12 protein-coding genes are annotated in these 12,362 nt (G+C 69.5%); 4 read left to right on the plus strand and 8 right to left on the minus strand.

The window, feature by feature from the left end:
* Positions 1-4 precede the first annotated feature (4 nt).
* The 4 genes from DEJ48_RS01775 to DEJ48_RS01790 all read right to left on the minus strand — a co-directional run bounded on the left by DEJ48_RS01775 (position 5) and on the right by DEJ48_RS01790 (position 4,234).
* Entirely contained in the window at positions 5-1,066 is a 1,062-nt protein-coding gene (locus DEJ48_RS01775) for a mycofactocin-coupled SDR family oxidoreductase (RefSeq protein ID WP_317850895.1), read from the minus strand.
* 61 nt (positions 1,067-1,127) lie between these two features.
* Entirely contained in the window at positions 1,128-1,478 is a 351-nt protein-coding gene (locus tag DEJ48_RS01780) for a hypothetical protein (protein WP_150213819.1), read from the minus strand.
* Positions 1,479-1,613: 135 nt separating this feature from the next.
* Entirely contained in the window at positions 1,614-3,119 is a 1,506-nt protein-coding gene (locus DEJ48_RS01785; RefSeq protein ID WP_223831835.1) for a helix-turn-helix domain-containing protein, read from the minus strand.
* Between the two features lie 149 nt (positions 3,120-3,268).
* On the minus strand, positions 3,269-4,234 hold the full coding sequence (locus DEJ48_RS01790) for an NAD-dependent epimerase/dehydratase family protein (protein WP_150213821.1): 966 nt from the start codon (positions 4,232-4,234) through the stop codon (positions 3,269-3,271).
* Positions 4,235-4,381: 147 nt separating this feature from the next.
* On the opposite strand from DEJ48_RS01790, the gene DEJ48_RS01795 reads away from it, so the two are divergent.
* The 3 genes from DEJ48_RS01795 (at position 4,382) to DEJ48_RS01805 (ending at position 8,160) form a co-directional block, all read left to right on the plus strand.
* Positions 4,382-5,113, plus strand: coding sequence for a TetR/AcrR family transcriptional regulator (locus tag DEJ48_RS01795; protein WP_150213823.1), 732 nt, complete (start codon positions 4,382-4,384; stop codon positions 5,111-5,113).
* A gap of 187 nt (positions 5,114-5,300) precedes the next feature.
* On the plus strand, positions 5,301-6,821 hold the full coding sequence (locus tag DEJ48_RS01800; protein WP_223831836.1) for a hypothetical protein: 1,521 nt from the start codon (positions 5,301-5,303) through the stop codon (positions 6,819-6,821).
* A gap of 133 nt (positions 6,822-6,954) precedes the next feature.
* Positions 6,955-8,160, plus strand: a complete 1,206-nt coding sequence (locus DEJ48_RS01805; protein ID WP_150220885.1) for a cytochrome P450 family protein — start codon at positions 6,955-6,957, stop codon at positions 8,158-8,160.
* Between the two features lie 104 nt (positions 8,161-8,264).
* Here the strand turns inward: DEJ48_RS01805 and DEJ48_RS01810 are convergent, their stop codons facing one another.
* Complete coding sequence (locus tag DEJ48_RS01810; protein WP_150213827.1) at positions 8,265-8,648, minus strand: hypothetical protein; 384 nt, start codon at positions 8,646-8,648, stop codon at positions 8,265-8,267.
* Positions 8,649-8,758: 110 nt separating this feature from the next.
* On the opposite strand from DEJ48_RS01810, the gene DEJ48_RS01815 reads away from it, so the two are divergent.
* Positions 8,759-9,022 carry a hypothetical protein gene (locus tag DEJ48_RS01815; RefSeq protein WP_190537133.1) on the plus strand — a complete coding sequence of 88 codons (264 nt, stop codon included), beginning with the start codon at positions 8,759-8,761 and terminating at the stop codon, positions 9,020-9,022.
* Positions 9,023-9,161: 139 nt separating this feature from the next.
* On the opposite strand, the gene DEJ48_RS01820 is transcribed toward DEJ48_RS01815, so the two are convergent.
* The 3 genes from DEJ48_RS01820 to DEJ48_RS01830 all read right to left on the minus strand — a co-directional run bounded on the left by DEJ48_RS01820 (position 9,162) and on the right by DEJ48_RS01830 (position 12,321).
* A complete protein-coding gene (locus tag DEJ48_RS01820) occupies positions 9,162-9,827 on the minus strand; it encodes a deoxynucleoside kinase (RefSeq protein ID WP_150213829.1) in 666 nt (221 codons plus the stop codon).
* A 119-nt stretch (positions 9,828-9,946) separates the two neighbouring features.
* On the minus strand, positions 9,947-10,537 hold the full coding sequence (locus DEJ48_RS01825) for an anaerobic ribonucleoside-triphosphate reductase activating protein (protein ID WP_190537134.1): 591 nt from the start codon (positions 10,535-10,537) through the stop codon (positions 9,947-9,949).
* Positions 10,534-12,321, minus strand: coding sequence for a ribonucleoside triphosphate reductase (locus tag DEJ48_RS01830; protein WP_223831837.1), 1,788 nt, complete (start codon positions 12,319-12,321; stop codon positions 10,534-10,536). Before DEJ48_RS01830 ends, DEJ48_RS01825 begins: the two co-directional genes overlap by 4 nt.
* Positions 12,322-12,362 lie beyond the last annotated feature (41 nt).

Genomic DNA, 12,362 nt, shown 5'->3' on the forward strand with positions numbered 1-12,362 from the left:
CGGCTCAGCGGCGGTTGATGAATCCGGCGTCCACGGGCAGCGTGACGCCGGTGACATAACGGGCTTCGTCCGAGGCGAGCCACAGGACCGCGTTGGCCACGTCCTCCGGTTCGACGGTGGCCACGGGCAGGGCGTTGGGGGAGCCCTCGGACAGGATCGGGTCCTGGGCGACGAACTCGACCATGGCCGGATCGGCGACCATGCGGGTGGCGACGCCGGTGGGGTGCACGGAGTTCACCCTGATGCTGTGCGCGGCGAGGTTGTTGGCGTACGTCCGCATCAGCCCGACCACACCGTGCTTCGAAGCGGCGTAGCCGAGGCCGCCGTTGCTGGCACCGCCGATGCCGACCAGTCCGGCGGTGGAGCTGACGATGACGATCGAGCCGCCCCGGTCCGCGTCGACCATCGAAGGGACGGCCGCCTCTACGGTGTGGAAGGTGCCGGTGAGGTTGATGTCGATGGCGTCGTGCCACGCCTGGACCCGGTCGTTCACCAGGAGCGGGGCGATTCCGGCGTTGGCGACGACGACGTCGATCTGTCCGAACTCGGCGAGCCCGGCGTCGTACGCCTCCTGGAGCGCGGCACGGTCGCGGACGTCCGCCTGTCGGGCGACGACACGGCGGCCCGACTCCCGCACCTCCGCGACCACTTCGGCCAGCTCTTCCGGGGTCGACTGCGGGTAGGGCACGGTGTCCACCGACCGGCAGATGTCCACAATGACCAGGTCGGCGCCCTCCTCCGCCATCCGCTGGACACAACTGCGGCCCAGGCCGCCGGCCGCGCCGGTCACGAAGGCCACCTTGCCCTCAAGACGCCCCGTTCCGTGGGTCATGTTCGTGGTGTACCGCGCGGTCGTCGGCCTGGCCAGGGGGCACTGGGGTCCAGGATCGGACGGAGTGGGCGGGGTCGTCGGGGCGGAGGAATCGGTGTGGTAGACGTCGGCCGAGGGTTCGGCGGGCGGGAGCCAATCACTGGCCTCCGGCTCGTTGCCGGGGGCCGGGTCGTGGCGGGCCGGCTCCAGGGGGCTGCCGGGTGCGGCCGACGCGGTGAGCCCGGGAACCGGCACAGCCCGCCGCGGTGATCCTGCGGGACTGCACACGGCCCCTCCGGTCATCCGCCAGCGCCGTCTACGGCTTGGTGTAGTACTTCTTGCAGTCGGCACATCCCTTGTGGACGGCCTTGACGATGTTGCCTCCGGAGCTCTTGATGACTGCCTCGTGCTTTCCGTGCTTCCAGTTGCTCCAGTTGCCGTTCTTGTACTTGACTCCGACCCAGGCGTAGCCAGCGCAGTTGCCGTTGTCGGCCTTGCCGGTGACCGCCTTCTTCTTGGAGACCGATCCGGCGTAGTCGGTGCCGCAACTCCGCTGCCACTGGACGAAGTCCGAGTACTGCGCGGTGGCTCCCGCATGGGAGACCGCGAGGAGCAGCGCCGTGGTGGCGGTGGTCAGGACGGTCAGTCCGCGTGCTTTGGTGAACATGCTTTCCCCGTATCCGGTGTCGTTTTCTCCCGTGCTTCTGGTCGGCCGGGAGAACATGCCGAAACGGTAGAAGAGGGCGCGCGGATCGGCCCATGTGCACGGTGCGCGAATTTCTGAGCAAATGGTGCGCAGCGCTCAGATGCCGTGCATATCGGCGATGCGGAGCGCGTGCACGACGTCGTGGACGCCGGTGCCGCCGGTCAGGAGGTCGAGGCCCAGGACGCCTTCGGCCGCGCGCAGGTGCGCCCGGACCGTGTTGCGGCTGACGCCGGCCCGGCGGGCCGCCCGCTGGGCGTCGGTATTGGCCTCGATCCACGCCTGGAGGGTGCGGCGATGCCGGTCGTCGAGTGGTCGCAGAACGGTGCGCGCCCAGGCGGCCGCGCGCTCGTTGCCCAGCAGGTCGTCCAGGTGCGGCGGCAGGTCGCCGGTCTGCGGTACGGGCGCGGCGCCGCAGCCGGTCAGGGCGAGAGCCAAGTGGACATCGGCGCGGACCTGTACGTCCAGGAGATCCTCGTCCAGTGCCTGTTCCGCCTTTCGCAGATGGGCGGAGACGGTATTGCGGCTCAGACCCAGCAGCCGCGCGACGGCCGAGCGGGAGAGGTTCACGGCCAAGCGCGTCACTTCGGCGCTGGTGGCGGGAATCGAACGCAGGGGGTGGAGGAGTCCGTGGGCCCACACGAGGGCGGACTCCCTGGGCAGCAGGATTCCCTCCAGCGGAGTCCTGCCGTGATAGAACGCCATGCGCTCGGGCGTGGGGCGGGCGGCAGCGAGGGCATGGGTGGCCTGGCCGTAAGCCCCCGCTGTCGACTCGAGGGGGTGGGCTCCGCTGATGCCCAGTGCGAAGCGGGGGTCGCTGTGCACCAGACGCCGCAAGGTTGCCGCCAGCCCGCCCTGCGCCTCCACCGCAATCTCCGTCTCCTCCGACTCCTCCGCGAGCAGGCAGATCAAGTGCTCGTGGAACACCGGGCAGTGCACCAGGAGGTCCGCTCCGTGGTATCCGGAGGGGTCCTGATGCGCCAGTGCGATCCGGTCGCGCTCCCCGGGCGGGCAGTGCAACAGATACAGCCGCAGCCGGCCGGCCTCCAGCAGCGGCGGGACCGCGCCGACCGTCATCCGGCGCGCCAGCGTCGGCTGACCCGTCAGCAGCGCCTGGAGCACGGCGAAGCGCAGTTGCCGTGCCTTGGCCTGGTAGTTCCGCCGGATCCGGTCGCTCTCCCCGGCCTGGCGCAGCAGGGTCAGGACGCTTCCCGTATGGGCGAGGAGTGCGACCGTCTCCGGGGACGGCTCTTGGCGCCCGGCCGCCACCAGCACCGGATGTGGCCGCTGGAAGCCAAGCGCCTCGCAGCGCACGTGCAGGCCTCCGGTGTGGGTGACGGCCGTCGCCAACCGGCCGTCGGACAGGCGCGCGAGCAGCTCGGCCAGCGGCCGCAGCACGGCCCGGGGGAAGTCCGGAGTGGCCGCTTCCACGACGTGGACGTCATGCGCGACGAGGGCGACGTGCGCATGGGTCTGCCGACGCAACCAGTCCAGAATTCTCCGCACGTCCGGGGCCGTCCCGCGCGCCAGTTGACGCCGCACCTCGCACATCAGCCGGTCCAGCTGCTCGCTCTGCCGCTCCACCTGCGTCCGCGTGCTCTCCACGGGCCCCCTTCCTTGCACAGTTCCACCGGCAGGCTGCCCCGGCACGGGGCCGTCTACCGGTCGTAATTGACCTCGCCTCCTCGGCGCAGACCGTGCCGGGTCAGTGAGCAGTAGAGATCGGCGGCAGCTGCCGTACACAGCCACGCCGGTCAGCGCTGCGCGGCGAGGAAGTTCCGGTACCAGGCGATCGTGTCGTCGAGCGTGGTGTCGAGGGCGATGGGCTTGAGGCCGAACGCTTCCTGGATCGCCGACGAGTCCATGACCTGCGGTTCTGTGTGCTGGTAGAACAGCTCGGCATAGGAGTCCATGAAGACCTGGTCGAACGGGCCGAAGGGCACGGGCTCCGGCTTGATGACCGTGTTCAGCGGCTGCCCGACCTTCTTCTCGATCAGCCGGAAGACCTCGCGGGTGGTGAGGGCGGGCGCGGTGGGCAGGTGCCAGACACGTCCGTCGCCGTCCGGGTGCTCGCCGAGGGTGGCGAGGCCGGCGGCCACGTTGCGGATGTCGGTGTAGCTGTGCGGCAGGTCGATGTCGCCTATGCCGTACACCTCGGTGCCCGTCAGGGCGCCGGGGAAGACGGCGCCGCCGAGGGTGGAGTTGAGGACGTGCGGGCCGACGAAGTCGGCCGAGCGGCCCAGGACGACGCGCGCACGGCCCTCCTGATGCGCGATCAGGTACTTCTCGTCCAGCTCGGCACGCATCCTGCCCTTGGCACCCGTGGCCCGCCAGGCGGTGTCCTCGGTCATCACCTGCCCGTGGGTCTCGCCGTACGGGTAGAGGGTGTCGAGCACGACCAGGCGGGCGCCCTCGGCCTCGACGGCACCGAGCACCGCGTCCTGGATGCCGGGCATGACCTCGACCTGAAGGTGATAGGCCACGTTGACGCAGTGGTAGACGACGGCGGCGCCCTTGATGGCAGCCCGGGCGCCGTCGATCGTGCCCACGTCGCCCGTGATTCGGGTGACGCCCTCGGGCACAGGGCCGTCGCCGGAGCGGTCGACGAGGCGGACCTCGTGCCCGCGGCGGGCCAGCTCACCGGCCAGCGTCGACCCCGCGGGGCCGGCGCCGAGGACTGTGTGCAGGCCTTCGGATGCTGTGGCGTTCGTGGTGGTCATGATCCACATCCCTTCAGGAGTCAGGAGTCAGGAGTCGGCTCAAGCAGCCGTTCCTTCTGTTACACACCATAACTATCGCGATGGTGTGACGCAATGGTGAGTAGCGAAGGTAATGCGCTGTAACCTTCGTTAGAGGAGGTAGACCGCATGACATCGAGCTCGACACCGAATCCGGCCCCCCGAGCCCGCACCCCACGGGAGCGGTACCGGGATCAGACGCGCGCGGAGATCAAGCAGATCGCCGTGGGCCAGCTCGCCGCGGGCGGCGTGGAGGGCGTGGCGCTGCTGCGTATCGCCAAGGAAATCGGCATGTCCGGACCGGCTCTCTACCGGTACTTCGCCAGCCGCGACGACCTGCTCACCGAACTGATCGTCGACGCCTATCAGGCGGTCGCGGACCGCATTCGCGCCGTCGACACCGCGGCCGGCGGGCGAACGGCGCTGCACGCGCTGGCCACCGCCCTCCGCGACTGGGCCGTGGCGCAGCCGCACCTCTACCTGCTCATCCAGGGCACCCCGGTCCCCGGCTTCCGCGCGCCGGACGAGACCGTGGCGCAGGCCCGCGGAGTCCTGGGCCCGTTCCTCGGCGTCTTCGCCGAGGGGCGGCCGTCAGGCTTTTTGGAACCGCTCGTGGACGAGTTCGGCCGCTGGCTGCGGGACGACGCGGCGGTGGCGGCGTGGGTCGAGCAGTGGACCGAGCTTCCGCCCGAAGAATCCGCGGCGGCCGTCGCGCTGACCGGCGCCATCACCGCCTGGCCCCTGCTGCACGGCACCGTCAGCCTGGAGGCGGCCGGTCAGTTCGGTGGCATGGGACACCAGCCGGCGTCACTGCTCACCGCACAGGTCGACATGCTGGCGGACTCGTTCCGGCTGACCTGAACACCGGTGACCTGAACACTGGTGCCCCTCCCCAGGAGCACCGAGTTTTACGTATCCCCCGTTCGCGAGGTCCCGCCCCGACCCGGGCTGCGCTATGCAGGAACTGGCCCCACGAGGGCACAGTCGGTGCGCCGTGGCGGGCCAGGGGGACATCATGGAGGGTTCCGCACGCCGCCGGGAGCCACGAGTGCCCGAGGCCGACCCCACCGTGGGGGTCGACGTGAGCCCCGACCGGCGGGGAGAGCCGAGGCACCGGCTCGTCGCGATCGGCGACTCCCTGACGCAGGGGTTCCAGAGCCTGGCGATCTTCAACACCGCACTGTCGTATCCGGCGATCGTCGCCCACGAGCTGGGCTGCGCCGAACGGTTCAGGTATCCCCGCTACGAGGGAATGGGCGGGCTGCCGTTCAACATCGAGCTCCTCCTGCGCGACCTGGACGCCCGCTACGGGCGGACCGTGGACCTGCGCGAGGCGCCGTTCGCGCTGTTCCGGGCCCGGAGCCTCATGGACCGGGTGGAGGACTACTGGGAGCGGGGGCCCGGGCGGTCCGTGCCGTCCACGACCGCCATCATGCACAACCTCGCCGTCTTCGGATGGGACTTGAGGGACGCGCTCTCGAAGTCGGCGGCCGAGTGCGAGGACCTGATCGAGGCCCCCGAGGACGACCTGATCAAGCAGCTCGTCCAGAACGCGGGCGAGCGCGCCGCCCTGCGGGTGCTGCCCACGCGGCCCCCGGCGGCGAAGGCCCTGACCCAACTGGGCGCCGCGGCCCGGCTCGGGGAGGAGACCGACGGGACCGGCTCGGAGCACGGGATCGAGACCCTGGTCGTCTTCCTCGGCGCGAACAACGCGCTGAAGGCGGTGACCGAGCTGAAGGTCGTATGGAGCGGGAGCGGGTACGCCGACCTGTCCCGCAAGGGACGCTTCACCGTCTGGCAGCCGCAGCACTTCGTTGCGGAACTGCGCGAGGTGGCCGCGAGGGTCGCCGGGATCAGGGCACGGCACGTCATATGGTGCACGGTTCCGCACGTCACCATCGCGCCGATAGCGCGCGGCGTCGACGACAAGGTCGCGAGGGGTTCGCGGTACTACCCCTACTACACCCGTCCGTGGATCGGCAACGACGACTTCGACCCCCGCCGGGACCCGAAGATCACCGCTGACGAGGCGCGGCAGGTCGACGACGCCATCGACGACTACAACGACGCGATCACGGCTGAGGTCCGCGACGCCCGGCGGTCGGGCAAGGACTGGTACCTGCTGGAGACCTGCGGGCTGCTCGACCGCCTCGCGTCCCGTCGGTTCGCGGAGGACCCGGCGGCTCAACCGTCGTGGTGGCGGCCGTACGACCTGCCGCCCGCCTTGCAAGCCCTGACGCCTCCCCCGAACTCCCACTTCCTCGCCGGTGAGGCGGAGCGTCGTACCGACGGCGGGCTGTTCTCGCTCGACGGCGTCCACCCGACGACCGTCGGCTACGGCATCCTCGCCCAGGAGGTGATCAACGTGATGCGGCTGGCCGGCGTCCAGTTCTTCCGCCCCGACGGGGAGACCCTCCGCGACGACCCGGTGCACGTCGACTTCGAGCGCCTTATCCGCCACGACACCCTGGTCGACCGGCCGCCGGGGAACCTGGACTCGACGCTGCGCGTCATCGGCTGGGCCGACGAGGCCTTGGACTTGTTCCGGCGCGTCTTGACCGGCTTCTGAATGGGGCCCAGGGTTGGGCCACGATCCGGACGGACGACGTACCTCCACTCCCCCTCTTTGGAGAGCCCCGTTGGACACCACACCGCCGAGCGACGCCCCCTTCTCCCAGCGGCCCGCGCCACCCGCGCACCGCATGGACCCCTCCGGCGGCTGTCCGCACGCGGACAACGCCCGGCTGCTCGCGCGGGGCGCGGTCGCTCCCGTGGTCCTGCCCGGTGAGGTGGCGGGCATGGCGGTGCTCGGGCACGACGCGCTCCGGGATTTCCTCGCCCACCCCGACGTCGCCAAGAACGCGGCGCACTTCACCGCGTTGCGGTCCGGCGGGATACCGGACGGCTGGCCGCTCAGGACCTTCGCCACGGTGCACGGCATGACCACGGCGGACGGGGCCGACCACCGGCGCCTGCGGTCGCTGGTGAGCCGGGCGTTCACCCCGCGCCGCGTGGAGCAACTCGCGCCGCGCATAGCCGGATTGACGTCCCGGTTGCTCGACGACCTCGACCGGCGGGCCGCCGGGAGTGACGGAGTCGTGGACCTGCGCGCCCACTTCGCGCTGCCGCTGCCGATGGGCGTCATCTGCGAACTGCTCGGCGTGGAGGCCCAACACCACGACCGCCTCCACCGCCTCTCCAACCAGATCGTCGCCACGGACATCGGCCCGCAACAGGCGCTGGCCGCGAACCGGGAGATGGTGGACGTGCTGGGCGACGTCGTGGCCGCCCGCATGGAGAACCCCGGCGACGACCTCACGTCCGCCCTGATCGCCGCCCGCGAGGAGGACGGCGACCGGCTGGGCCCGCACGAGCTGCTGGGCACCCTGATGCTCATGATCGTCGCGGGCCACGAGACGACGCTGAACCTGATCACGAACGCGGTACGCGCCCTGTGCACGCACCGCGACCAGCTCGACCTGGTCACGTCGGGCCGGGCGACCTGGGCGGACGTGGTCGAGGAGACGCTGCGCTGGGACAGCCCCGTCAGCTACTTCCCGTTCCGCTATCCGACCCGGGACCTGACGCTGGACGGCACGGTCATCCCCAAGGGCACCCCCGTGCTCGCCGGATACTCCGCCGCGGGCCGCGACCCCAAGGCCCACGGCCCCGACGCCGACAGATTCGTCCTCACCCGCACCGGTTCCGCCCGCCATCTCTCCCTCGGCCACGGCGCGCACTACTGCCTGGGCGCCCCGCTGGCCCGCCTGGAGGCCACCGTCGCCCTCGAACAGCTCTTCGCCCGCTTCCCGCGATTGGACCTCGCCGAACCGGACGGCGAACTGCCGCGCCACGCCTCTTTCGTGGGCAACAGCGTGCGGAGGCTGCCCGTACGGCCGCACGGCTGAGGAGACATGGACGCGCTCAGCCGGACGGCGTCGGGCGTGACGGAGACGAGCCGCGCTCCGGCAGGCCGTTGCGATCCAGGCTGCCTGTGACGAGACATGCGCGATCAGGCTTGTCGACGCCGTCGCGCGACGGCGGCAGCGATCGGCATCGCAACGGTGGTGCCCGCGGCAGTCCAGAACACGAACCTGGCGTCCGGTCCGTTGACGGTCCGCAACTCCCCGTCAGCGTGGCGACAGAACGAGTCGGGCGGGAAGTATCGCGAGACCGGGGCGGCGCTGATGCCATGGCAGGGCGACGTATCGGGCATCAGGCCCGGCTGCGCACGCTGCCAGAGGAACCAGCCGGCGAACACTGTCAGCCACCCGGCGAGCACGAACACAGCGAGCATCCAGTGGGCGACCTTCGCCCGCCGCCCCAGCAGCCATACGCAAGAGGTTGGCAGCACAAAAACGAGAAGCACGGCGGACAGCAGGATCAGAGCCTTCATGACGCCATGACCCTACCGATCAACGATCCAGGCGTCTTCGCCCTCGGCAAGGGACAGTGGCCGGGTCGTCCGGCCGAACCTTGTCAGGATTCCAGAGCACGGCTGGGGACGTGTTGCGCGAGCAGGGTGTCGAGCTGACGCGGGTCAAGGAGGAAACCGTACGCATCCTGGAGGCCGCCGGAATCGTCGCCGCCGGCGCACAACCCGCGAAGGACGCCCTGCCGCCCCTCGGTATCAACGTCGAGAAGATCCAGCGTCGGGCCGACACCAACATCGGCCCCGGAGCCTTCCAGTACCCAAGGCCCGCCTACACACCGGACACCAAGAAGGCGCTCGAACACACCCTGAGCGAAGCCCGCGCGCCGGACCGGTAGGCCGGGAGATGCGGGCGCCGCCCGGCGCCTGCCCGTCGACGATCACACCGACGCGGGCGCCAAGAATTCCCACGATCTCCGCGTCACGCAGTGGGGGGCTCGCCCTCCGTGGAGAACTTGCGCCCGCTCTCGGCAGGCATCAGACGAGGCGTGACTTCGCCAGTGCCAGGGCGTCCACTGTCTCCCGGACCACTCGCTCCGCGTCCTGGGGTCGGTTGACGACGTCGGTCTCGTTCATGTCGATCACGAGGACATCGCTGGCGGAGTAGTGCTGGTGAACCCAGTCGTCGTAGCCCGACCACAGGGTCCGGTAGTACTCCACGAGGCTCTGGTCCTGTTCGAAGTCGCGCCCCCGCAGCCCGATGCGGTGCAGCACCGTCGGGAAGTCCGCCCGGAGGTACACCATGAGATCAGGTGCCTTGCGGTAGGGCAGGCCGTCGATCTCGCGCATCATCTCCGAGAGCAGCCCCTCGTAGATCTGCATCTCCAGGGAGCTGATCCTGCCGAGGTCGTGGTTGACCTTGGCGAAGTACCAGTCCTCGTAGATGGAGCGGTCGAGGACGTTGTCGTCCTGCTTGTACGCCTCTTTGATCGCGGCGAAGCGCGTCTGCAGGAAGTAGAGCTGGAGCAGGAAGGGGTAGCGCCTCGCCTCTATCTCCTCGGGGCCGGCCGTGTAGAAGAGGGGGAGGATCGGATTGTCCTCCACGCTCTCGTAGAAGACCTCGCTCCCCAGCTCCTTGGCGATCAGCTCGGCCACACTCGTCTTACCGATCCCGATCATGCCGCCGACGCAGATCACTGCCATACCTCGCTTCTCCTTGGGGGACAGTCACCGAGGCGTGTATCCCACAGCCCTCTCTCGGCGGGCGACCGAAGCGGAAATCATATCGGCACATCCTCGTCGTCGAATCCACGTCCCCCGGATCAGACAGGACGGGCTGTCTGCCACACGTGGTCGTGCAGGCCGTGCTCCCCCAGCCAAGCGGTGAGAGAGGTGATGTCGTCGCCGTCCAGGGCGGCCGGGCCGACGGTGGTGCGCAGCTGGTGGGGTACTCCGGAGTCGCGCAGCATCCGCAGACTCCGCTCGGCGGGCGGGAAGCTGTTGTTCGTCGCCGTGACTCGGTCGTAGGCGTCGGGGCCGGCCTTGATGTCGAAGCCGACCCAGTCGAGGAGCCCTTCGGACAGCAGGGTCTCGAACCGGCGTGGGAAGGCGCCTGCGGTGTGCAGACCGACCGCGTGGCCGCGCTCCCGTGCGGCGCGTGCGGCGTCGGCCAGCCGGGGCTGGAGGAGGGGCTCGCCTCCGGAGAAGACGATGCCGTCGAGCAGCCCTCGTCGGCGGTCGAGGTGCGCCGCCACGTCCTCCCACGCGATGTGCACAGCGGCCCGAGGGTCGAGGAGTGCGGGATTGTGGCAGTAGCCGCAACGCCACGGGCAGCCCTGGCAGAAGACGGTGGTGACGAGGCGGCCCGGCCAGTCACAGGTGGACAGCCGGGACCAGCCGCCTATCGCGATCACGCCCGCGCCGCCGCCGTTTCGGTGAAGTGCTCGCGTTCGGTGTGCTCGCCCTTCTTGCCGATGTTGAAGGAGGAGACCGGACGGTGGTAGCCCATGACCCGGGTCCACACCTCGCACGTAGCGGAACAGGTCGGGCAGGTGGTGTGTTCGCCGGGCAGATAGCCGTGTCCGGGGCAGATGGAGAACGTCGGCGTCACCGTCAGGTAGGGCAGGGAGAAGCGCTCCAGGGAACGGCGCACGAGGGCGCGGCACGCCTCGGCGGTGGAGATCCGCTCCGCCATGTAGAGGTGCACGACGGTGCCGCCGGTGTACTTCGTCTGGAGTTCGTCCTGCCGCTCCAGTGCCTCGTACGGATCATCGGTCCAGCCGACCGGCAGCTGCGAGGAGTTGGTGTAGTACGGGTTGGAGTCCGTACCCGCCTGGAGGATCGCGGGGAAGCGCCGGCGGTCCTCCTTCGCGAAGCGGTACGTGGTTCCCTCGGCGGGGGTCGCCTCCAGGTTGTACAGGTGTCCCGTCTCCTCCTGGAACTCGATCATCCGCGCCCGCACGTGATCCAGCAGCCGGACCGCCATGGCGTGACCTTCCGCCGCGGTGATGTCGGCGCGATCGTGGGTGAAGTTGCGGATCATCTCGTTGATGCCGTTCACACCGATCGTGGAGAAGTGATTGCGCAGGGTCCCCAAGTACCGATTGCTGTACGGGAGCAGTCCGCTGTCGATCAGTTCCTGGACGGTGACCCGCTTGATCTCCAGGCTGTCCTTCGCCAGGTTCAGGAGGCGGTCGAGCGCGGCGAACAACCCTGCCTCGTCGCCGGCGTGCACATGCCCGAGCCGCGCGCAGTTGATCGTGACGACGCCCAGAGATCCGGTCTGTTCGGCACTGCCGAAGAGACCGTTGCCCCGGGTGAGCAGCTGGGTCAGGTCCAGCTGGAGTCGGCAGCACATGGAACGGATCTGGCCGGGTTCGCGTTCGGAGTTGAGGAAGTTCTGGAAGTAGGGCAAGCCGTACTTCGCGGTCATCGCGAACAGCCTCGTCGCGTTCTCGCTCTCCCAGGGAAAGTCCTGGGTGATGTTGTACGTCGGGATCGGGAAGGTGAAGACACGTCCCGAGGCGTCACCGGACGTCATCACCTCGATGTAGGCCCGGTTGATCAGATCCATCTCGGCCTGCAGTTCGCCGTAGGTGAAGCCCATCTCGTCGCCGCCGATGACCGGCACCTGGGCGCGCAGGTCCTGCGGACACGTCCAGTCGAAGGTGAGATTGGTGAACGGTGTCTGGGTGCCCCACCGGGAGGGGACGTTGAGGTTGTGCACCATCTCCTGCACGCACTGGTGGACCTCGTCGTACGTCATCGCGTCCTTGCGGACGAACGGCGCCATGTAGGTGTCGAACGAGCTGAACGCCTGCGCGCCCGCCCACTCGTTCTGGAGCGTCCCGAGGAAGTTGACGATCTGGCCGACGGCCGAGGAGAAGTGCTTCGGCGGGGCCGAGTCGATCTGCCCGGGCACCCCGTTGAACCCCTCGGTCAGCAGGGTGCGCAGGGACCAGCCCGCGCAGTACCCGGCGAGCATGTCGAGGTCATGGAGGTGGAAATCGCCCTCGCGGTGCGCGCGGCCCACGCCCTTCGGGTACACGTGGTCGAGCCAGTAGTTGGCCACGACCTTTCCGGCCACGTTGAGGATCAGTCCGCCGAGCGAATAGCCCTGGTTCGCGTTGGCGTTGACCCGCCAGTCACGGCGGTCCAGGTACTCGGTCACCGAATCGACGGCATTGATCTGCGTCACGACAGCCCTCCCACGAGGCATACGGAGTGGACCCGGACCCA

Origin of the sequence: Streptomyces venezuelae (assembly GCF_008642315.1) — a bacterium.
Lineage (GTDB): Bacteria > Actinomycetota > Actinomycetes > Streptomycetales > Streptomycetaceae > Streptomyces > Streptomyces venezuelae_D.